Here is a 19,173-nt window from a genome sequence, read left to right on the forward strand (position 1 = left end):
TATGCTGCCTTTTAGCCTGCAGGGAGAGGGTGAAACGACGTTTGTGCTGATGCATTATCTGGGCGGGTCGCACCGCACCTGGTTTCCTGTGCTGCCCTGGCTTGACCGCGCCGCCCGCTGCGTGGCGTTAGATATGCCGGGCTTTGGCGCCGCATCGGACAGGGAGGAGTATGGGGTGGCTGCAATGGCGGATCGGGTGGATGAAACCCTTCGCCACCTGCAGCTGGAAAGGGTGATTCTCGTTGGCCACTCCATGACGGGAAAAGTGGCGCTGGCGCTGGCTGCCCGACGGCCCGATTACCTTCAGCGCCTGGTGCTGGTCGCACCTTCGCCACCTGGACCGCAGCCAATGAGCGAGCAGGATCGCCAGGCGCAGGCCGCGTTTGACGGCTCGCGCCAGCAGGCGGAAACCTTTGTTGATGGCGCCTGCTCCACGCGCCTGCCGGATGTGCTGCGCGAGGTGGCGATTACCGATGCGCAACGCGCCGCGCCGGCCGCTTTTCGCGCCTGGGCGCTGCACGGCAGCCGCGACGATCTGCGCGAACAGATTGGCCGTCTTGAACTGCCTGCCATGATGGTGCTCGGCAGCGAGGATGGCAACGTGCCAGGCGTGGAAGCGCAGCTTGAGGTGATGCGCGCTCATTTGCCACAGGGCGAGCTGGAGATTATCGACGGCGCCGGACATCTGTTGCCGATGCAGACGCCGCAGGCGCTGGCGGAGGGGATGCTGGCATTTGCGCAGCGCGCGCGCTGAGGCGTGGGATTAACACAGTAAATCATCCGGCCCGCTCAGGTAGCGCTGAGCGGGCTCCTGCTGGGGCTGGTAAGGTAAGAGGCTGGGTGACTGAATCAAAAGTCGTTTGCTGTTAAAAAAAGCGGGCATAACAGGCCAGCAAAATGCGAGGCTGATGCAGTGCGGCTTGACGTCTGTTAACCCAGATTTAGCGGTGACACAGGGCTGAGAGTCATGCAACTATTCGCTCTTATCAGTTACCTTCTGGCTTATCTCTTCGCTTCTCCAGTCAATATGGAAAGAGAGGTCGTTATTAGCAAAGGTATATTTCACCCGGTAACCCGCCTCTTCAAATTTGCTCTTAATCTCCGTCAGATATTCTTCAAATGCACCGCTCGACAGAAGAGGATACTTTTCTTTCAGGCCAGCATACACAAAAGATCCGAGCTTATGCTTTTCCGGCTGTCGCAGCGCGTTGACGATATCGTTGGTAATTCGAAAAGATTCTCTCTGCGCGATATTTTGCGACTGGGATAAATTTTTCAAATAGCATTGCCTTAAAAATCTGGCTTTAGGAATGATCATCTGTCACTCAACTCTGTCGATACCGGGCAGAACGATAAGCCCCAGATAATGCGCCGGGGCTACAATCTTCTGCTGCTTGCCTTAGCGCAGGGATCCGCTAATAACAGAGGCAAGATCGGCATCTTTAGCAATGGCACCCGCAGATGAGATCTTGTCAACTAACTGGGGAAGATATTTAGCCAGCAGGCTAGCGGCATCTTCGCTGTTTACGCCGACATTGCTGGCTAACTGTTGAACCGCTTCCGCGCTAAACATTTTTTTCACGATATCACTGCTGATGGCCATATTATTCTCATCGGCGAGCCAGGATTTGACGATATCGCTAAATTCACCCGCCTGCAGATGGTCAACAATGGCGTGAATACCCCCTTGCTGTTCTATCCATTGCAATACGCCTTTTAATTCCTGACCGGCCTTATCATTAACGCCAACCAGCTCCAGAATAGTATTCAGTAAACCCATCTTTTTTACCTCCCGTCCTGTTTATGCTTGTTTTAGCGCTCTGATTTTGTGTACCGCAAACAAAACGATAATGGCGCCCGCAGTTGAAATCAAAATGCTGTAAAGGTTGAAGCCGCTGATTTTGCCAAATCCCAGTTCCATGCTGATCGCGCCACCAATCAGCGCGCCGATGATACCCAGCAGAATGGTCATAACGATTCCCAAATGTTCCTTACCTGGCATTATGCAGCGTGCCAGAACGCCTGCGACTAATCCAAAAAAAATCCATGATAATATCCCCATTGTGCACTCCTTAATGATCAATTGATCTGATTAAACCACGCCAGGCAGCTATGTTATATGGAGCGTTATTTTCATGACAATCTTCATCCTAAACCTCGGGTAAACAATCGAAGAGTAGATAAGGCGGACGCGCCTCGTTGCCCAGGAAAATGACAGGAAGGCTAATCTGATGTTTTTTATTATAGAGATGGCGTTAATTTTTTGTATCTCTTCTGATGGTGTCAATATTCCAGACAATAATAATGGAACGCATGTGTATATTTACGGGTAAATGATAACTACATTGACAAGTAATAATTTTTTTCCTGTTTATTCTCTATTGCATGTTTGCAAGGCTGGGTTTGCTTATAATCTACAGGCTAAACTAAAAAATATGTCGTGTTGAAAAATAAGGTCAGAAGATGAGTATTTTAGATAAGGTTAAAGATATCGGCAGCGATCTGCTTAAGACAGTGGAAAACAACACCGAAGCGAAAAGCACAACGGCGAATAAAGATGAGCGCACCTATACCGTGCAATCCGGCGATACGCTAAGCGCTATTGCCAGACATTTTTACGGCGATGCTTCTCTCTATATGAAGATTTTTGCAGCGAACAAATCTACGCTGACCAACCCTGATAACATCGCGCCGGGTCAGGTGCTGCACATTCCCGAGTAGCGGCCAGACTATTTCTTTAGGCCAGCTGCTATGAACAGGCCGCAGCTGGCATTTATGTTTCGCCTGCCGGTGCGTCACTTTGTCAGCGCTTGTGGGTCATTGAGGCAGGGAGGAGGAGATATTCTCTTGATGCGATTTTATAGCCAGATAGTCGGGATAATGGAAATATTGAATGCGGGTAAAGTGGGTGGTTAGAAAGTAGAGGCGGCGTATTGAAGGCGTTTCAGAGAGGGGGCGGTCAAGCCATCAGGACGATGAAAGTCTGCGAAATCAGACCGCCTTTGTTGTCCGATGCGCTGCAGACAGCGGTCGCGCATCGGAAAGGCTTTTCACGCCTGCCGTTGAACCTGCATCGTAGCGAGATTCGCGAAGCGGCATGAAAGTACAAATATGGCTCCTCTGACTGGACTCGAACCAGTGACATACGGATTAACAGTCCGCCGTTCTACCGACTGAACTACAGAGGAATCGTGTCGATGGGGCGCATATTAATGGCCGCGCTCCGGCCTGTCAACAGCGAAAAAGATATTAGCATTCAACTGGCTAGCTTTACAGCAAAGCGATCGCGAATTAAGCGGTGGCGGTGAAAAAGCCGTCAAAACGCGGCAGCGGATGCTGGCGATAAAACTGACTCAGGTGACGATACATCGCTGGAAAGCGTTCGTATAACAAATCAGGCGCGGTAAAAAAATACTCGGACAGCACCGCAAAGCACTCGGCGGGATCGCTGGCGGCGTAGGGATCGATCGTCGCGGCCTGTTCGCCGACCAGTTCAACCTCATTTTCAATCTCGTCCATCGCGGCGCGCAGATCTTTTTCCCATACCGCCACGTCACGCAGCGCCATGACCGGTATGCCGCTGGTATAGCCGCGACCACGCGCGTCGAGCTTGTGCGCCACCTCATGGATCACTAGGTTATAGCCAGAGAGATCGAAGGCGTCCTGCAGGTCGAGCCAGTTGAGCACGATTGGGCCCTGCGTCCAGCTCTGCCCGGCATGCACCGCGGCGGCGTGATGCACCAGCCCCTGCTCATCTTCCCAGCTGTCCGCCACTTCGAAAGGCTCCGGGTAGATCAGCACGTCGTGGAAGCCGTCCAGCCACTCCAGCCCCAGCTTTAACACCGGCAGACAGAAGAGCAGGGCGAGACGCGCGCTGGGCAGTTCGTCCAGCTCGACACCCTGCAGCGGCACCAGTTTCTTCTGCTGCAGAAAACGCTGCGCCATAGCGATCAGCGCCTGCTGCTCATCCTCGTCCAGCCAGCTGAACACCGGCTGCGCCAGCGCCTGTTGCCAGGGAAGGTCGGCAAGGGCGGTGCGGTTCTCGTTTTTCCACGGCCATTTAAACATCGCAATACTCGCTGACGAATTACCCGCGCTATCCTGACCGGCAGAAAAAATGCCAGCATCCGAAGCGGTCGCTGGCACCTTAATCTGGCTGCAGGGGTGAAAGCTGCCTATTCAACCGCTTAGCATGCAATTTGTCTGTGATTCAGCCCGCAAAGCGCTATTAATTGCGCGCGACGCGCTTAAATTCGATCACCCACACCCAGGGATTCACCTCCCAGCTGGTCGCGCCGTACTGCTTCTGCCACGCCTTGCGGTAGGCCTCTTTAGGTGACTCTGCATTCATGTTCATGGTGAAAAAGTTATTAAGGAAGTGCGAATCGGTCTGCACGCCCTCGGCCATGATGTCATCTTCGCTAATATCCTGGATTTTTTCCGCACGCACGGCGGTGATTTGCAGGTTGATGCGGCTGGCCCAGCGCGGCATGTGAATGGCGGTCTGCCAGCCGAACTGATCGGCTTCCGGGCCGCTCTGGGTATGGTGTCCCAGCTCGTTGCTGTCAGCGCGGTACTGGCAAAACGCCGGCTGACGGAACGGCACCGGATCGCGCTCATACTCCGCCAGATCGTTTTCCGGCACGATAGGTCCGCGCCAGGTTTCGCGCACCCAGAGAATATCGCCCGGCTTGCCGTAGGGGCAGTGCTGGCTGATATCCGCCATCGACATCAGTTTATAGCCGTGCAGATGGTTGGCGTTAACGTCAAAGGCATGCACACCTTCATGATGATCCTGACCGGGTCCGAAAGACTGCGTTTTCATGATTCGCCGGGTCTGGGTTTGCTGGTCAACCAGCAGGGCGCGAACCCGCTGTTCGGAAAAAAGAATCGGCCGTTCTTTCATTGATTACCTCTGAATATAAATAGAGCCCGGTAGACATGCATTAAACCGATGTCTTGCACCTGCGTGTAGCGCTGATGAATTTACATCAGTCTGCTTAACAATTTGATGCCTTACAGTAACGGCAACACAACGATTTGCCTTTAGGAAAAAGCGAAAATGCAAAAAACGCACCAGTCCGAGTCTACTAAGTGGTCCCTTACCTGGTATAACCCGGATACAGTACGTTATATCGCGCGATTTTGGAACCTTTTCAGATTCTTTAACCTTCACAAAGTAGAAATATCCTGAGTGATGCCAGGTTTTGCTGGCCATCAGGCGCCACGATCGCTTCAGATACAGTGCGTGAATCTTGAGCGCTATTAATAAGTTTTACTTAAGATAATTGATATGGGTTAATGCTGAAAGTCTGTTAAAAACTGGGATAAGGCTTGAATTAGCGCTATAACTCGATTCCGGCCCCCTTTTTTTCGGGCCGGTTTTATCACTGCGTATTTTACACCACCCTGTGTCAAAAATTTGTCATCAGCTACTCGGTAAGATGACGTCCCAATGCGTACGGTCAGATGTTAAGACCGGTACCTAAACATTAACAGGGAGATAAGCCATGTCGCTCTCACTCTGGCAAACGCGCTTCGAAAGCTGGTTTCAGATTAACTGGATTCATGATGACAAGGCGCACGATATTGCCCATTTGCGCCGTGTCTGGATGAGCGCGCAGCGTATTATGGCAGGCAGTGACGCCAGCCCGCTGGTGGTGCTCACCGCCTGCTATTTCCACGATGTGGTCAATCTGCCGAAAAATCACCCTGAACGCCATCTTGCCTCGACCTATGCCGCTGAAGAGACGGCGCGCATCCTGACGCAAGATTTTCCCGACTTTCCTGACGCACTGATCCCGGCAGTGGCGCACGCCGTTAAGGCGCACAGCTTCAGCGCCGCTATCACGCCGGAAACGCTGGAGGCGAAAATCGTGCAGGACGCCGATCGGCTCGAATCGCTTGGCGCGATCGGGCTGGCGCGGGTGTTCTATACGGCGGGCGCGCTTAACCGGCCACTGTTCGATAATGAAGACCCGCTCGGCAAGATGCGCGAGCTCAACGACGTCAACTGGACGCTCGATCACTTTCAAAAAAAGCTGCTGCGGCTGCCCGATACCATGCAAACCGAGGCGGGCAGGGCGCTGGCGCAGCATAACGCCGATTTCCTGGTGCACTATATGGCGAAGCTGTGCGCCGAGCTGCAGGGTAATCTCACCAGCTTTGACGAGTCAGTATTGCGCGATTTCAGCCCCTTACGCGCCTAATATTAAATTTTTATGACAGTCTGTTAAATCTTCGTGACTTCCGCTAGGTTGATGACAACTAACGAAGGGAGTAATGGAATGACTGAGACGGTAAATTTGACGATTAAGATCGATCCGGCGCTGAAAGAGCAGCTCAAGCAGCTGGCGCTGGAGAATCAGATCTCAATGAGTCAGGAGATTGTTCAGCGTTTACAGGAGAGCCTGCTGCCGCCCACCGCCTCGGCGGTAGACAGTCAGGACACGGCGGAAACCGCGTCAAACGCGTTTTCCGCTGCCGAGGTTAAACAGCTTCGCGCCCTGCTAAAGAAGCAGTCCAGGAAGAAGAAATAGAAAAAACCCGTCGCGAGACGGGTTTTTTATGGGCGGCGTTTACGCCTGCTCCATGCGGAACTGCCGCACGCTCTGCGCCAGACGCGCCGCCTGCTGCTGCAGAGCATCGGCGGCCCGCTGCTGCTCTGTGCTGAGCTCGGTATTGGCCTGCAGCGTCTCGTCTAGCCTGTGGATTTCGGCAGCGATATGGCTGACGCGCGCGCTTTGTCCCGTGGCGTTCTGCTGCAGCGCCTGCAGCTGCGCGGCGATATCGGCTACCGCGCTGCTGATGGTCTGAAACAGCGCCTCCAGCAGCTTGACCTTATCAAAGCCCTGGGTGACATGCTGCTGCGTGTGCTGGATTAAACCGTCGATGCGCTGCGTCGATGCACTGCTCTGGCTGGAGAGCAGGCCTATCTCTTTGGCCACCACGGAAAAGCTGCGGCCATAGACGCCGGCGTGGGCAGACTCAATCGCCGCGTTAAGCGCCAGCAGACGCGTTTGCAGCGAAAGGCTATCCAGCATCTCGACGATCCCGGCGATATCTCCGGAAGCGGCGACAATCTGGCGCATCTGCGTCTCCATCTCATCTACTCGCGAGACGCACTGCTGCATCAGGCGATCGGCGTCGTGCGCCTGCTGGGTCGCCTGCTGCGACATCTGCGCGCCGCTCTCTACCTCATCAGCCACGCGGCGCAGCCGCTGCGACAAATGGGTGAAGCTGGCATTTTGCGCCTGATGCTGAGCGCTTGCGCGCGCGTTGTGCTGCTGCATCTCGCCTGCGCCTGCCGCCACGCTGGCGGCGATGGTATTGATCTCATCAACAATGTGGCGCAGCCCGTGGCGCATCTCCGCCATGGCGCTGAACAGCTGCTGCGTTTCGCGCGGCTGCAGCCGTCCGGCAGGGGGGGGCGGAAGCAGATTGCCGGTGGCGATGCGCTGCAGCTGGCCGCTGGCGTGGCGCAGCGGCGCGATAACGCCGCGCGCCAGCAGCACGCCGCCCACCAGCAGCAGCGCAAACAGCAGCGCGCTGACCAGCAGCGACAGGTTGCGGCTTTGCGTCATGCTCGCCAGCGTGCTGCGGTTGACCGCGCCGAGCGCGCGGTTGGCTGCGTCGATCTCCGCGAACCAGGCGTCGTTAAACTGCTGCTGCCAGGCCTGCATCGGCACCATGAAAAAGGCGTCGATTTGGTTCTCCCTCAATCCTTTTAATTGCTCTTCCAGCCCCTGCGTCAGCAGCGTAAAGCCCTGAGCCAGCGCGCTGTTCTGGTCAGCATGGTAGCGGGCGAACAGCGCTTTCGCCTGCCGCAGTGAGGCGTTGGCACTGTCGGCCAGGCTTTTCCAGCTGTCCACCGAGCCGCTCTGCTGATCCTGCATCAGATAGATGCCTGCGCGGTGGCTGCTGTCGCTGGCGGTAAGAAGTTCGATGCGCGCTTTATCGAGCAGGGCCAGTCTTTCCCGCAGCAATGCGCTCTGCGTCAGCGCACGCTGCGTATGAGTGACCTGTGCCGCGAGCAGCGCAACGCCCAGCGCCTGCAGCAGACAGAAAAGGATAACGAACAGGATAAAGTTGCCGCGCAGGCTGCTGAGCCAGCCGGGAAATCCCGGCCTGCGCAGACGAAAACGGCGAGTTGACAACATGACAGAGGACATAGCGCAACCTGAAAATAAAAGCGAGTATTCGCTGGTTGCGTGACAGCTTTGTGACAGCGGGCGCACGGGCTGAAAAACAGCATAATGCGCCTGACTAAGGGAAATTATGGACCTGTTATGCCTGGTTAATCTGCCGGATGTAGGGCAACAGCAGCTTCGCCACCGCGGCGAAAACCGGCACCACCACCGAGTTGCCGAACTGCTTGTAGGCCTGGGTGTCGGAAACCGGAATGCGGAAATGGCACTCCCCCGGGGCCTCAAAGCCCATCAGGCGCGCGCACTCGCGCGGGGAGAGGCGGCGAGGCCGGCGCGCCATATTGGCAACATTGCTGAAATCTGCGTCGCCCAGCGCGCGATCCCAGCCGCGATCGATAAGGATTTCCGAGCCGTCTTTGTAATAGCGCGCCGAGAGCGTGCGGACGCAGACGTCGGCCTGACGCGGATCGTTCAGCCCGAACCCGAAGCCGTTGCCTTTCGCTTTATGCTTTCTGGCGTAGTCGTAGAGGTAGCGCCACAGCTGGGCAGAAAGAATATATTTCTCTTCCGGCTCAGGCTCCAGCAGGCTTTGCAGGCTCGGTACCGCAGGCGGATAGAGCTGCTGGATTTGTCGCAGCGAAAGGCTGTTGCTGAAGGGATAGTCGCGGCGGATGCCGACCAGCACGATACGCTCGCGGTGCTGCGGCAGAAAGTGGCGCGCGTCGATGATTTTCGCGTCCGGCGCGGCGGCATCGGCGTCTGCCACGTCGTAGCCCAGCTCGTCCAGCGTCGCCATAATGACGGCGAAGGTGCGGCCTTTATCGTGGCTTTTGAGATTTTTGACATTTTCCAGCACGAAAATCGGCGGCTTTTTGGCGGCGATAATGCGTGCCACGTCGAAAAACAGCGTGCCCTGCGCTTCGCACTCGAAGCCGTGCGCGCGGCCCAGCGCATTCTTTTTGCTGACGCCCGCCAGCGAAAACGGCTGGCAGGGAAAACCGGCCAGCAGCACCTGATGGTCGGGGATCGCCGCGTCGATATAGTGGTAGATAGCCGCCTCGTCACTCAGGCCGTCGGGCTGGGTTATCAGGCGGATATCGGTATTGAAGTGGTGCTCCTGCGGATCGCTGTAGTGATTCGCCTTGTAGGTGCGCACCGCCTCTTTGTTCCACTCGCTGGTAAAAACGCACTTTCCGCCGATGGCGTCGAAGCCGCGGCGGATGCCACCGATGCCCGCAAAGAGATCGATAAAGCGAAACAGCGGGTTGTCGTAGTGAGCCGGACGCGTCGGCAGCAGACTACGCAACAGCGTGAGTTCGCCTTCGCTCAAGGGCGGCAGCGCGCTTTTGTTTTGCCGCAGACGGGTCAGCTGCTGCGGCGTCCAGTCGTGGAAGCCCGCCTGGTGAAATGTCGCGGCTAAATCGCGCGCGGCGTAAATCGCCAGCGCCTGGCGCATCAGGTCAGCGGTTTCGCTATCGGCAGAGAGCAGGGGAGAAGCGGGTTCCGTCATTGCGGTGGCGTCATCGACAAGCATGCGTTTTTCCTTAACTGTGAACGGGCTATGCTAACACTCCTCTGGCCGCGAAGAAATTGGCGCGCGATGCCTTGAGGCTGTCGCGAGACGGATCGCCAGGATTTCACCCGCCTCGCTAAGCGCGGCGCAGGCTTTCGCTTTTAGTGAGGCAGGCTAAAGTTGATAGAGAAGGCAAAAAGGAGACGCCATGGCCGATGTACACTCCAGCACGACGCGCAGCAAAAATATGCGTGCGATACGCCAGCAGGACACCGCCATTGAACTGCGGGTGGCACAACTGCTCAAAGATCGCGGTTTCGCTTACCGCGTTCAGGACAAGAACCTGCCGGGCCGTCCCGATTTCGTTCTGCTGGAGCAGCAGGCAATTATTTTTGTACATGGCTGTTTCTGGCATCACCACCACTGCTATCTCTTTAAGGTGCCGGCGACGCGCACCGAGTTTTGGGTTGGCAAGATCAACAGCAACGTCGAGCGCGATAACCGCTATGTGCGTCAGCTGCAGGAGAGCGGCTGGAAAGTGCTGATTATCTGGGAGTGCGCGCTGCGTAACAAACTGCGGCTCAGCGACGGCGATCTGCAGGAGCGGCTGGAGGAGTGGCTGCTGGCGATGGATGAGAGCGCTGAGATCGATCACAACGGCATTCAGCACTATCGCCCGCGCTGAGGCCGCCTTGCCTTGCCAGCTTCGCCGGGTTAGATTTCGCCTTTCCCTGCGATCAGGAGTTGTGGATGAACAGTATTAAACTGACGGTAAAACGCCTCTATCAGCTGCGCGACGAGCGCATGGTCAACGCCCATGCGACCGCGCGCGTTTATATTGGCGACACCCTGGTCGCGACGGAAGAGATCACCGGCATGACGGAAAGCCCGGTTAGCAAATACCTGCATGCAGGCGAGCTGTCCGGCGCGGTCCGCGTAGAGTGGGAGTGCGACGGCATCGCAGACATTACCGTCGCGACGCTGGAGCGCTGTCCCTGTTGTCAACATAACGAACCGGAATAAGGAAGAGATTTTGGCAGGATCCAGCTTACTGACTTTATTAGATGATATTGCAACACTTCTGGATGATATTTCCGTCATGGGTAAAGTGGCGGCGAAAAAAACCGCGGGCGTGCTGGGCGACGATCTGTCGCTGAACGCGCAGCAGGTAACGGGCGTGAAGGCCAATCGTGAACTGCCGGTGGTGTGGGGCGTCGCCAAGGGATCTTTTCTCAATAAGCTGATCCTGGTGCCGCTGGCGCTGCTGATCTCCGCCTTTGCGCCCTGGCTTATCACGCCGCTGCTGATGATCGGCGGCGCCTACCTCTGCTATGAAGGGGTAGAGAAAGTGCTGCACAGCCTGCAGCATGATAAACAGGAGAAAAGCCCGGAGGCGCGCCAGCAGCGGCTGGACAAACTGGCGCAGCAGGATCCGCGCGAATTCGAGAAGAACAAAGTCAAAGGCGCGGTGCGTACCGACTTTATCCTTTCTGCCGAAATTGTCGCCATTACCCTCGGCATCGTGTCCGATGCGCCGCTGCTGAATCAGGTGCTGATCCTCGCCGGCATCGCTATCCTGGTAACGATTGGGGTTTATGGCATCGTCGCCGCCATCGTTAAAATCGACGATCTCGGCTACTGGCTGAATGAGAAGTCCTCCTCCGTCGCGCAGGGCATCGGTCGCTTTTTGCTGGCGTTCGCCCCCTGGCTGATGAAGATTTTAACGGTAGTTGGCACGCTGGCGATGTTCCTGGTCGGGGGCGGCATCATCGTGCACGGCCTGACGCCGCTGCATCATCTGATCGAATCGATCACTGGCGGTATGAGCGGGCTGGTGGCCAGTTTGCTCAGCAACGGCGCCAACCTGGTGCTCGGCTTTATCGTTGGGTCGATCGTGCTGTTAGCGGTGAATCTGATTGCTAAACTGCGCGGTAAATCGGTATAAAGCGCACTGTCATATGATGTGAAGTCAGGAGAGAGAACGCCATGAACGACGATATGTTTGAATTTGATATTGATGCCCAGCTTGAGCAGGCCGAAGCCAAAGCGGCAGAAAAGGTCAATGAAGTGCCTGACGACTTAGGCGACGAAGCGGATTGCGAAGGCTGCAAAATCTGATTTCAGCGCCAGCAGAGGTTAAAAGCGGATAAGCATGCTTATCCGCTTTTTTATTTTCACTATTTCTTACTGCTTTAATCTGAATTTACGCTTTTTTCCCTGCCTTTACGGGCAGGATGTCCAGATGGCTGCTATAGATAAAATGGTTCAGTCAACGGTCAGAGGAGGGAGGCGTAATGAGCTTTACGATTAGCGATGAGGTGCAGCATAAAGAGGGCGGGCCTGCCATGGTGGTTACCGGCTACGCCAGTGGCATGGTGGAGTGTCGCTGGTATGACGGCTACGCCGTGCGCCGCGAAGCCTTTCATCAGGATGAGCTGAGCCACGCGATTTCTGAGAGTCCGCTCGCCAGCTAAGCGCTGTTCAACGGGGATGCGCTGACCATCCCCCGTGACTTCCCGCATTTTTTACTTTCCCACGCCTGTTATACTCACCCGATGTCAGTTATTCGGAGCACCGTTGCTAATGGCTGCTTTGCCGCTCTCCGTGCGAAAATTATCTCCTGAACTGCGCGTTCATCTCCTGTTTTTAGCGGTCTTTCTCTTCTCTTTCTTTCTGACATGGCGCGAACTCCATATCCTGAAAAGCAATTATGAAGATCGTCAGCGCGCCGCGCTGGCGGAGATGCAGAGCAGGCTGGAGAGTCAGTTTCAGGAGAGTATTGACGGGATGATCTACTACCGCCGCATGCTTACCTATGCGCTGGCGCATCCGCTCGATCCTCACCATGCGCGCTATGCGCTGGCGCAGTTTCAGCAGCTGCGCTCGCAGCCCGCCTGGCAGCTGCGGCTCAATATGCCGCGCAGCATGCCAATAAACGGCGTCGGCGACAGCTGGCTGACGCAGGATGCGCTGCTGCAGCGTGATGAGGCGCGGCTCCATGAGGAGCTGCTTGCGGCGCTGGAGTTCAGTTTCATTTTGCAGTTCAGCGATGCGGCAGCCGATTTTCACTCGCGCTTCTGGTACACCTCGCGCGCGGGCTTCTTTATCAGCTCGCGTCCGCCGCAAACGCTTTCCGCGGTCTCAGCCAGCTATGCCACCATGGTTTCGCGCCCCTGGTTCAGGGCGATGGCGACGCTGGCGCCCCCACCGCAGCTGCGCTGGTCGGGCGTCTATCAGGGCGCGGAAAAGGAGGGGGCCATGCTGACGGCGACGACGCCCATCCTCTATAACGGCTACTGGTATGGCGCACTGTCGATGGATTTCACCCAGCAGCGTATCGCCAGCCAGTTGAGCACGATGCGTCGCAGCGCGCTGTTGGGCAGCGTGCTGCTGCTCGACAAGGCGCAGCAGCCCGTGGCCTCCCTTGATGCGCCGGACGGCAAGCCGTTGAGCGAAAAGGCACGGCAGCGGCTCTACGCGCAGATTGCGCGGCAGCCGCAGGGCACGCTGCGGCTGGATCAGCAGTTCATCAGCTGGAGCAGGCTAAAAAACGTCGACGGCTATCTGGTGAATCAGCAAACCCTGGCCCAAGGGCTGCGCCAGGATTTAGGACGCGCCATGCTGTTTATGCTGACGATGTGGCTGCTGTTCGTGCTGCTGCTGCTGCTGGCACATCAAATTATTGTGCGTCTGGTACGGCGGCTGAGCCAGCTCTCCGAGCGGCTGGCGTGGCGTGCCAGCTATGACGGCCTGACGCGTCTGCTTAACCGCAGCGCCTTTTTCGAACGCTTCGACGCAGAGGTAGCGCGCTGTCGTGCGCTTAACGCGCCGCTGACGGTCATCCAGCTCGATATCGACCACTTCAAAGCCGTAAACGATACCTGGGGTCATCAGGCGGGCGACCAGGCGCTGATACGCGTCGCGGCGATTATTTCCCAGGCGCTGCGGGAAAAGGATCTGGCCGGCCGGGTCGGCGGCGAAGAGTTCTGCGTGGTGCTGCCAGAGACCGGGCTGGCAGAGGCGCAAGAGGTCGCGGAACGGATGCGCGCGCGGCTGGCGGCAAAAACCATTCTGGTCAACGCCAGCCACGCTTTTAGCGTGACGCTCTCTGCAGGCGTCGCCAGCAGCGAAGAGCGGGGCGACTACCAGGCGACGCGCCTGCAGGCGGAAGCGGACCGCCGTCTCTATCTGGCGAAACGTCAGGGCCGCAACCGCGTAGTCGCCGGAGGTTAGACGTTGCCGGCGTTATCCTCTTCCACCGCCTGATAGATACGCTGCAGAATATCGGGGAAGGCGGACTGGACGCGGCTCCAGCTGGGAATAAACGGCTTGTCGTTAGGACGTTCGATAAAGGCCTGTCCCGCCTCCAGAATCGACTGGGTGAACATCTCTACCGCCGCTTCCTCGATATGCTGGTCAAACTTCAGGCCGTTCATCGCCGCTTCGTGGTTGTAGGTCTCCATGATATCGAGCGCGTTGCGGTAGTAGGTCGCCTTCAGCACGCGGAACGAGTCGCTGGTAAGCGGCACGCCCATCGTCGCCAGCTTACGCAGCAGCGACTGCACGATATCGCTGCTCATACGCTTCAGGCCGCCGGTGCCGTCATCTTCCGCCAGCGGCTGATGCTTATGATCATAGTTGTCGGCGATCTCCACCTGGCAGGTCTGACGCGTGGTGTAGTTGCGGTAGATTTCCGACAGCACGCCAATCTCCAGCCCCCAGTCGCCGGGAATTTTAATGCCGTTGAGCACGTGGGTGCGCATGGCGAATTCGCCCGACAGCGGATAGCGGAAGCTGGCAAGATAGTCGAGATACTCCGAGTGGCCATACACCTTTTGCAGCGAGCGCAGCAGCGGACCGACCAGCAAGCGTCCCACGCGGCCGTTTAGCTTGCCGTCGGCGACGCGCGCGTAAAACCCTTTGCAGAACTCATACTGAAACGCCGGGTTCGCCAGCGGATAGAGCAGGCGCGCCAGCATGCCGCGTTCGTAAGTCACGATATCGCAGTCGTGCAGCGCCACGCACTGGGTGCGATCCGAGGCGAGGGTGAAGCCGGTGCAGAACCAGACGTTGCGTCCTTTGCCGGGCTGAGAAGGCGAAAGCCCCTCTTTATCCAGCTCGGCGTCAATCGCCTTCAGGCGCGGGCCGTCATTCCATAAAATGCGGTGGCGCTGCGGCAGGCGCGAAAAAAATTCGCGCGCGAAGAGGAACTGATCGCGGTCGGCGCGATCGAGCCCAATAACGATCTCGTCGAGGTAGGGCACCTTGGCCAGCTCATCGACGATATTGCCCAGCGCCGGCCCTTCCAGTTCAGAAAAGAGCGACGGGAGAATCAGTCCCATTTTGCGCTTGCGCGCGAAGCGCACCATCTCTTTTTCCAGCGACTCAACGCTGCGGTTGGTCAGATTGTGGAAATTGGTAATCACGCCATTCTGATAAAAATCACTCATCGCGCCATCCTTTTAATCATCAGTGGTTGCGGCTTCATCGGGCTGGGTCAGAAAATAGTCGAGTCCCTCTTTCCAGCCCTCGGGGCCGTAGTGCGCCGTATGGTAGATCCGCTGCTTGTCTTGTCGGGTCAGCGTGACCGGCGTTTTGCTGTAGCCTTTTATCACCACGGCGTAGTCAACCGCATCCAGCATCGGCGCGTCGTTGGGGCCGTCGCCGAGGCCGATAGTGGCGGGCGCACTGTCATACTGGCTAAGCAGCCAGCGCAGCGCTTCGCCTTTGCCGCTGCCTGCGGGCATAACGTGCCAGAAGCGTCCGCCCTGCGTCAGCTGCAGCTGGTGCTGCGCCAGCGCGGCGCGAAACGCCTCCAGCTTCTCTTCGTCATCGCGCCAGACAATCACTTCCGACGCTTCGCGCTGGCGCGCCAGCGCCGAGTCGCTTTCGGCAAGACCGGTCATCGCGGCCACTTCGACATCGGTGAAGCGGCTGAAGCCCTGAAAGCGAAAGCCCGACTGGAGCGTATTCAGCGTGCGGCAGAGCGCCTCATAGGTGAGGCTCTCCGGCGGGATGCGCTCGCGTCGCTGCGCCGACATCTGCACCAGCGCGCCGTTTTCCGCGATAAAGGGGGTATTCGTCAGGCCGAGGCGCTTTTGCAGCGGCGCGATTTCCGCAGCGGTTTTACTGGAGCAGAGCACGACCGGTACCTGCTGGCGCTGCAGCTCGGCCAGCCAGTCTGCGGCGGCATCCCAGCGGTAGGTATGATGATCGAGCAGGGAACCATCCAGATCGGTAATCACTAACAGCGGCTGTTGCAAACTGGGCATAGCAGGCTCCTTGCGACATTAACTGGCGGATTTTCAGTATTATAGCTGATGGAGAATTGCGCCTGCTTTTCTCCTGACGGGCGGCACTTCCAGGATAATTCTTAAAACGCAGCGGCAAAGCGAAACGGGATGCACAAAAAACGCATGGTGCAAAGCGCCTGAAGTCAGGCTGTTTCCGGTAACATCAGGGGGTATAAGCAAAAAGGGCAGCAGTATTGTGCATAGCCAGGAGTTGTCTTAATGCCGGTCAGGCGTATTCTGCAAAGGTATTAAGCATTTCCTGATGTAACGAATTTACGTAATTACTTCCCCGGCGCTCCCTGCCGGGTTTTTTTGGCCTGCGGTTAGCGGTTCATCTCGTTACAGGTACAGTCGCGAATATCAAGTTCATATTCGTCCGCCAGCTCAATACTGTTTCCCCAGGCTCGGCCGCCGGTTCTGAGATGGCGGCTGCTGTCCGCCTCGGGAAGGGGTTGCGTGAGAACCGCCGTGCTGCGCGGCAGGCTGTCGAGCAGCGATTCCACATCAGATTTCTCATCGGGCTGAAGGTCAGGGCTACCCTGTTTGGTTTGCGCCATCATTGCTCTCCTTTTGTCTAAAAGGATAGTTTGCTTCTCTCCGACCACAGAGTGCGACGGATCGACTAAGTATAGACGGCGGTCTGGGCAGGCGAATAACTTTGCGGCGGGAAAAGCAGCAGGCAAAAAAAAGCCCGCGCTGCGCGGGCAAAATCCTTGTTACTTTTAGGTTGACTGCCCCTTTGGGGTGGAGCAGTAAAAGAAGTGTAAAAGGTTACCGTGTCAGAACTCTTGTAGCGAAACGTTAAGAAAGCGAAAAAGTGCCCGCTTACGTAAATTTACCTGGTTTTTCCTTTGTAATCAGCGGCATCGTCTATAATTACAGGCGAAGTTAACCCATAACGCGACAAGGAGAGACCATGGATCTGTTACGCATTATTATCGCCATTATTTTGCCGCCGCTGGGCGTATTTATGCAGGTCGGTTTTGGCGGCGCCTTCTGGCTCAATATTCTCCTGACGCTGTGCGGCTACATCCCCGGCATTATTCATGCGGTTTGGGTGATTGCGCGTCGCTGAGGCGGGCCTCATCGTTTACACTGATGCACAGGAAAATCATCAGGAGCAACGCGCATGAAGGTCAATGACCGCGTCACCGTGAAGACCGATGGCGGCCCGCGCCGCCTCGGCACTGTTCTCGCCGTAGAGCCATTCAACGAAGGGGTTATGTATCTGGTGGCGCTGGAAGATTATCCGCTCGGCATCTGGTTTTTTAATGAGGGCGACCATCCGGAAGGAATATTTGTTGAGCCTTATCTGGCGGAATAGCGGCACAGCGCTTTGCTTTTATTCTCTCTGAACATCGCAGCAATAATAAGGCGCCTGACGGCGCCTTATTTTATGCTGATTTAAAACGGATAAAGGCGCCTCAAAACGTTTCCCAGTTATCGTTGCCGGGCGTCGCCAGCGCCGGGCGTGGCGTCAGGCCCGGCGATTTCAGCGCGGGCGCTGCAGCGGCGGCCGTTGCCGTTGTCAGCGTCGGGTTGTCCTGCAGACGAAAAGCGGCGACAGCCCTGGTAAGTTTGCCCGCCTGATCTTCCAGCGATGCGGCGGCTGCCGAGGCCTCTTCCACCAGCGAGGCGTTCTGCTGCGTGACGTTATCCATCTCGGTAACCGCCTGGCTGACCTGCTGAATGCCGCGGCTCTGTTCATCCGAGGCGGCGGCGATTTCCGCCATAATATCGGTCACGCGGCGTACCGCTTCGACGATCTCACCCATGGTTTCGCCCGCTTCACCTACCTGATGCGAACCGTCTTTAATCAAATTGACCGACTCAGCAATCAGCGACTCAATCTCTTTGGCTGCCTGGGCGCTGCGCTGCGCCAGGCTGCGCACCTCGCTGGCCACGACCGCGAAGCCCCGGCCCTGCTCGCCCGCGCGCGCCGCTTCCACCGCGGCGTTCAGCGCAAGAATATTGGTCTGGAAGGCGATACTGTTGATGACGTTGGTGATTTCGGCGATTTTCTTTGAGCTGCCGGAGATATTGGTCATGGTTTTCACCACGCCGCTCACCAGCTCGCCGCCGCTGCGGGCTTTGCCTGAGGCATCTGCCGCCAGCTGGCTGGCGTGATGCGCGTTTTCGGCGTTTTGTTTTACCGTGGCGGTCAACTGCTCCATGCTGGCAGCGGTCTGCTCCAGCGCGGCGGCCTGCTGTTCGGTACGGGAAGAGAGGTCGGTATTCCCGGCAGAGATTTCGCCGGAACCCTGATAGATCGCCACCGCGCCTTCACGCACCGTGCCGACGGTTTTCACCAGCGAATCCTGCATCAGCTGCAAATTATGCAGCAGCGTGCCAATTTCACTGCGGCCGTGCGGTTCCGGCGGGGCGGTGAGGTCGCCCTTGGCAATGCGCTCAATACGCGCGACCGACTGGCGCAGCGGGCTGATCACCACGCGACGCAGGAATACAAAGGTCATCAGCGTCAGCAGCAAGGCGATGGCGAAGGCGACCGCCATCGCGATAAAGCCGATACGCGACTGATGCTCCGCCATGGCGTTAATCGCCTCGGCGCGCTGAGTACGCAGTTTGATCGCCTGGAGCAGCACCTCGTTATAAGCGTTATCGAGTTTACGCGTGACGTCGGTCTCCTGCGCAATAATGCCTTCGAAGCTGCCCTGCTTGCCGGCGTTGATCATCGGCTTCAGCCCCTTTTCGACATAGTCGTTGAAGCGCGCCGTCAGCGGGGCATCAAGTGCAATATCTTCGGGGTTTTTAATTTTACGTGCCAGATAAATCTTAAAGCCCTCCTGCGCCTGCTGAATACGTTTCTCAGTGGCGGCGACGCTGGCTCGAAACTCATCCATCTCGCCGATGCGGGCGGCGGCGCCCGCCTGAATAATATAGAGGCGCGCGGTGCGCAGGTGGTTGGAGCTGTTAGAGAGCCCCATACGCACCTGGATTTCGTCAGTGGCATCCTTAAGCGACTGATTGCTCTGGATGAGAAAATAGCTGGCAAGGGCGATACAGAGGGCAAACAGCAGCAGAATACCGCCGAAAATCATACTGAAAAGCGGCACCAGGCGTAGGTTGCGCCAGAGGCCAGCTTTGGACGGCGTGGATGAATCCAGTAGTGTGTTCATATCCTTGATCTCATGTCGGGGTTATGAAACTAACATCGGCAGAGAAGGGGAAAGGGTTAGGGAGCGGAGTGAGATCTGGCTCG

23 protein-coding genes and 1 tRNA gene are annotated in these 19,173 nt (G+C 57.0%); 12 read left to right on the forward strand and 12 right to left on the reverse strand.

Going from position 1 to position 19,173, the window contains the following annotated elements; genetic code table 11:
• The first annotated feature begins 1 nt into the window (after window position 1).
• Window positions 2-754 (forward strand): alpha/beta fold hydrolase, encoded by a 753-nt coding sequence (locus ACR6A7_RS01745; protein ID WP_434123036.1) that lies wholly within the window; start codon window positions 2-4, stop codon window positions 752-754.
• A gap of 219 nt (window positions 755-973) precedes the next feature.
• Here ACR6A7_RS01745 and ACR6A7_RS01750 read toward each other — a convergent pair whose 3' ends face one another.
• From ACR6A7_RS01750 to ACR6A7_RS01760, 3 genes are all read right to left on the reverse strand, one after another.
• Window positions 974-1,318 carry a hypothetical protein gene (locus tag ACR6A7_RS01750; RefSeq protein ID WP_434123038.1) on the reverse strand — a complete coding sequence of 115 codons (345 nt, stop codon included), beginning with the start codon at window positions 1,316-1,318 and terminating at the stop codon, window positions 974-976.
• An 81-nt stretch (window positions 1,319-1,399) separates the two neighbouring features.
• A complete protein-coding gene (locus ACR6A7_RS01755; protein WP_434123040.1) occupies window positions 1,400-1,780 on the reverse strand; it encodes a YidB family protein in 381 nt (126 codons plus the stop codon).
• A gap of 21 nt (window positions 1,781-1,801) precedes the next feature.
• The gene (locus tag ACR6A7_RS01760) at window positions 1,802-2,062 is read right to left on the reverse strand and encodes a GlsB/YeaQ/YmgE family stress response membrane protein (RefSeq protein ID WP_434123042.1); all 261 of its coding nucleotides are present in this window, start codon (window positions 2,060-2,062) and stop codon (window positions 1,802-1,804) included.
• Between the two features lie 401 nt (window positions 2,063-2,463).
• Here ACR6A7_RS01760 and ACR6A7_RS01765 point away from each other — a divergent pair, with 401 nt between their 5' ends.
• Window positions 2,464-2,721 (forward strand): LysM peptidoglycan-binding domain-containing protein, encoded by a 258-nt coding sequence (locus ACR6A7_RS01765; protein WP_434123043.1) that lies wholly within the window; start codon window positions 2,464-2,466, stop codon window positions 2,719-2,721.
• A 391-nt stretch (window positions 2,722-3,112) separates the two neighbouring features.
• On the opposite strand, the gene ACR6A7_RS01770 is transcribed toward ACR6A7_RS01765, so the two are convergent.
• From ACR6A7_RS01770 to ACR6A7_RS01780, 3 genes are all read right to left on the reverse strand, one after another.
• Window positions 3,113-3,188, reverse strand: a tRNA-Asn gene (locus ACR6A7_RS01770).
• A gap of 103 nt (window positions 3,189-3,291) precedes the next feature.
• Window positions 3,292-4,068, reverse strand: coding sequence for a DgsA anti-repressor MtfA (gene mtfA, locus ACR6A7_RS01775; protein WP_434123044.1), 777 nt, complete (start codon window positions 4,066-4,068; stop codon window positions 3,292-3,294).
• 160 nt (window positions 4,069-4,228) lie between these two features.
• Window positions 4,229-4,906 carry a hypothetical protein gene (locus tag ACR6A7_RS01780; protein ID WP_434123045.1) on the reverse strand — a complete coding sequence of 226 codons (678 nt, stop codon included), beginning with the start codon at window positions 4,904-4,906 and terminating at the stop codon, window positions 4,229-4,231.
• A 604-nt stretch (window positions 4,907-5,510) separates the two neighbouring features.
• Here ACR6A7_RS01780 and ACR6A7_RS01785 point away from each other — a divergent pair.
• Together ACR6A7_RS01785 and ACR6A7_RS01790 are read left to right on the forward strand one after the other, a co-directional pair.
• Entirely contained in the window at window positions 5,511-6,209 is a 699-nt protein-coding gene (locus tag ACR6A7_RS01785; protein ID WP_434123046.1) for a phosphohydrolase, read from the forward strand.
• 78 nt (window positions 6,210-6,287) lie between these two features.
• A complete protein-coding gene (locus tag ACR6A7_RS01790) occupies window positions 6,288-6,539 on the forward strand; it encodes an Arc family DNA-binding protein (RefSeq protein ID WP_434123047.1) in 252 nt (83 codons plus the stop codon).
• A 39-nt stretch (window positions 6,540-6,578) separates the two neighbouring features.
• Here ACR6A7_RS01790 and ACR6A7_RS01795 read toward each other — a convergent pair whose 3' ends face one another.
• Both ACR6A7_RS01795 and dcm read right to left on the reverse strand, forming a co-directional pair.
• Entirely contained in the window at window positions 6,579-8,171 is a 1,593-nt protein-coding gene (locus ACR6A7_RS01795) for a methyl-accepting chemotaxis protein (protein WP_434123048.1), read from the reverse strand.
• Between the two features lie 115 nt (window positions 8,172-8,286).
• A complete protein-coding gene (gene dcm / locus ACR6A7_RS01800) occupies window positions 8,287-9,681 on the reverse strand; it encodes a DNA (cytosine-5-)-methyltransferase (protein WP_434123049.1) in 1,395 nt (464 codons plus the stop codon).
• A gap of 187 nt (window positions 9,682-9,868) precedes the next feature.
• Between dcm and ACR6A7_RS01805 the strand changes: the two genes are divergently transcribed.
• From ACR6A7_RS01805 to dgcQ, 6 genes are all read left to right on the forward strand, one after another.
• Entirely contained in the window at window positions 9,869-10,345 is a 477-nt protein-coding gene (locus tag ACR6A7_RS01805; protein ID WP_434123050.1) for a very short patch repair endonuclease, read from the forward strand.
• 65 nt (window positions 10,346-10,410) lie between these two features.
• A complete protein-coding gene (locus tag ACR6A7_RS01810; protein WP_434123052.1) occupies window positions 10,411-10,683 on the forward strand; it encodes a hypothetical protein in 273 nt (90 codons plus the stop codon).
• 10 nt (window positions 10,684-10,693) lie between these two features.
• Window positions 10,694-11,605, forward strand: coding sequence for a DUF808 domain-containing protein (locus tag ACR6A7_RS01815; RefSeq protein ID WP_434123053.1), 912 nt, complete (start codon window positions 10,694-10,696; stop codon window positions 11,603-11,605).
• Window positions 11,606-11,646: 41 nt separating this feature from the next.
• Window positions 11,647-11,778 carry a hypothetical protein gene (locus ACR6A7_RS01820; protein WP_255351574.1) on the forward strand — a complete coding sequence of 44 codons (132 nt, stop codon included), beginning with the start codon at window positions 11,647-11,649 and terminating at the stop codon, window positions 11,776-11,778.
• 176 nt (window positions 11,779-11,954) lie between these two features.
• Window positions 11,955-12,134, forward strand: a complete 180-nt coding sequence (locus ACR6A7_RS01825; protein ID WP_434123054.1) for a YodC family protein — start codon at window positions 11,955-11,957, stop codon at window positions 12,132-12,134.
• A gap of 109 nt (window positions 12,135-12,243) precedes the next feature.
• Entirely contained in the window at window positions 12,244-13,893 is a 1,650-nt protein-coding gene (gene dgcQ / locus ACR6A7_RS01830; RefSeq protein ID WP_434123055.1) for a cellulose biosynthesis regulator diguanylate cyclase DgcQ, read from the forward strand.
• Here dgcQ and ACR6A7_RS01835 read toward each other — a convergent pair.
• The 3 genes from ACR6A7_RS01835 to ACR6A7_RS01845 form a co-directional block, all read right to left on the reverse strand.
• Entirely contained in the window at window positions 13,890-15,110 is a 1,221-nt protein-coding gene (locus ACR6A7_RS01835) for a glycosyltransferase family protein (RefSeq protein ID WP_434123057.1), read from the reverse strand. The two genes, dgcQ and ACR6A7_RS01835, sit on opposite strands and share 4 nt — an antisense overlap.
• 12 nt (window positions 15,111-15,122) lie before the next feature.
• Complete coding sequence (locus ACR6A7_RS01840) at window positions 15,123-15,932, reverse strand: mannosyl-3-phosphoglycerate phosphatase-related protein (protein WP_434123059.1); 810 nt, start codon at window positions 15,930-15,932, stop codon at window positions 15,123-15,125.
• 344 nt (window positions 15,933-16,276) lie between these two features.
• Window positions 16,277-16,510, reverse strand: coding sequence for a DUF2525 domain-containing protein (locus ACR6A7_RS01845; protein WP_434123060.1), 234 nt, complete (start codon window positions 16,508-16,510; stop codon window positions 16,277-16,279).
• A 359-nt stretch (window positions 16,511-16,869) separates the two neighbouring features.
• On the opposite strand from ACR6A7_RS01845, the gene ACR6A7_RS01850 reads away from it, so the two are divergent.
• Both ACR6A7_RS01850 and dsrB read left to right on the forward strand, forming a co-directional pair.
• Window positions 16,870-17,028, forward strand: coding sequence for a YqaE/Pmp3 family membrane protein (locus tag ACR6A7_RS01850; protein WP_033749833.1), 159 nt, complete (start codon window positions 16,870-16,872; stop codon window positions 17,026-17,028).
• A 54-nt stretch (window positions 17,029-17,082) separates the two neighbouring features.
• Complete coding sequence (dsrB, locus tag ACR6A7_RS01855; RefSeq protein ID WP_434123061.1) at window positions 17,083-17,277, forward strand: protein DsrB; 195 nt, start codon at window positions 17,083-17,085, stop codon at window positions 17,275-17,277.
• A 100-nt stretch (window positions 17,278-17,377) separates the two neighbouring features.
• Here the strand turns inward: dsrB and ACR6A7_RS01860 are convergent, their stop codons facing one another.
• Complete coding sequence (locus ACR6A7_RS01860; RefSeq protein ID WP_434123062.1) at window positions 17,378-19,090, reverse strand: methyl-accepting chemotaxis protein; 1,713 nt, start codon at window positions 19,088-19,090, stop codon at window positions 17,378-17,380.
• Between the last annotated feature and the right edge of the window lie 83 nt (window positions 19,091-19,173).

The sequence above is a fragment of the Pantoea phyllosphaerae genome, assembly GCF_051025595.1.
GTDB lineage: Bacteria > Pseudomonadota > Gammaproteobacteria > Enterobacterales > Enterobacteriaceae > Pantoea.

Bases quoted from the DNA above. Each gene is read 5' to 3' on its own strand.
- ACR6A7_RS01760 (WP_434123042.1), bottom strand. From the start codon at position 2,062: ATGGGGATATTATCATGGATTTTTTTTGGATTAGTCGCAGGCGTTCTG.
- ACR6A7_RS01780 (WP_434123045.1), bottom strand. From the start codon at position 4,906: ATGAAAGAACGGCCGATTCTTTTTTCCGAACAGCGGGTTCGCGCCCTG.
- ACR6A7_RS01825 (WP_434123054.1), top strand. From the start codon at position 11,955: ATGAGCTTTACGATTAGCGATGAGGTGCAGCATAAAGAGGGCGGGCCT.
- ACR6A7_RS01860 (WP_434123062.1), bottom strand. From the start codon at position 19,090: ATGAACACACTACTGGATTCATCCACGCCGTCCAAAGCTGGCCTCTGG.
- ACR6A7_RS01805 (WP_434123050.1), top strand. From the start codon at position 9,869: ATGGCCGATGTACACTCCAGCACGACGCGCAGCAAAAATATGCGTGCG.
- ACR6A7_RS01850 (WP_033749833.1), top strand. From the start codon at position 16,870: ATGGATCTGTTACGCATTATTATCGCCATTATTTTGCCGCCGCTGGGC.
- ACR6A7_RS01820 (WP_255351574.1), top strand. From the start codon at position 11,647: ATGAACGACGATATGTTTGAATTTGATATTGATGCCCAGCTTGAGCAG.
- dgcQ (WP_434123055.1), top strand. From the start codon at position 12,244: ATGGCTGCTTTGCCGCTCTCCGTGCGAAAATTATCTCCTGAACTGCGC.
- ACR6A7_RS01790 (WP_434123047.1), top strand. From the start codon at position 6,288: ATGACTGAGACGGTAAATTTGACGATTAAGATCGATCCGGCGCTGAAA.
- dcm (WP_434123049.1), bottom strand. From the start codon at position 9,681: ATGCTTGTCGATGACGCCACCGCAATGACGGAACCCGCTTCTCCCCTG.
- ACR6A7_RS01840 (WP_434123059.1), bottom strand. From the start codon at position 15,932: ATGCCCAGTTTGCAACAGCCGCTGTTAGTGATTACCGATCTGGATGGT.
- ACR6A7_RS01785 (WP_434123046.1), top strand. From the start codon at position 5,511: ATGTCGCTCTCACTCTGGCAAACGCGCTTCGAAAGCTGGTTTCAGATT.
- ACR6A7_RS01765 (WP_434123043.1), top strand. From the start codon at position 2,464: ATGAGTATTTTAGATAAGGTTAAAGATATCGGCAGCGATCTGCTTAAG.
- ACR6A7_RS01810 (WP_434123052.1), top strand. From the start codon at position 10,411: ATGAACAGTATTAAACTGACGGTAAAACGCCTCTATCAGCTGCGCGAC.
- ACR6A7_RS01750 (WP_434123038.1), bottom strand. From the start codon at position 1,318: ATGATCATTCCTAAAGCCAGATTTTTAAGGCAATGCTATTTGAAAAAT.
- ACR6A7_RS01755 (WP_434123040.1), bottom strand. From the start codon at position 1,780: ATGGGTTTACTGAATACTATTCTGGAGCTGGTTGGCGTTAATGATAAG.
- dsrB (WP_434123061.1), top strand. From the start codon at position 17,083: ATGAAGGTCAATGACCGCGTCACCGTGAAGACCGATGGCGGCCCGCGC.
- ACR6A7_RS01845 (WP_434123060.1), bottom strand. From the start codon at position 16,510: ATGGCGCAAACCAAACAGGGTAGCCCTGACCTTCAGCCCGATGAGAAA.
- ACR6A7_RS01835 (WP_434123057.1), bottom strand. From the start codon at position 15,110: ATGAGTGATTTTTATCAGAATGGCGTGATTACCAATTTCCACAATCTG.
- ACR6A7_RS01745 (WP_434123036.1), top strand. From the start codon at position 2: ATGCTGCCTTTTAGCCTGCAGGGAGAGGGTGAAACGACGTTTGTGCTG.
- mtfA (WP_434123044.1), bottom strand. From the start codon at position 4,068: ATGTTTAAATGGCCGTGGAAAAACGAGAACCGCACCGCCCTTGCCGAC.
- ACR6A7_RS01795 (WP_434123048.1), bottom strand. From the start codon at position 8,171: ATGTCCTCTGTCATGTTGTCAACTCGCCGTTTTCGTCTGCGCAGGCCG.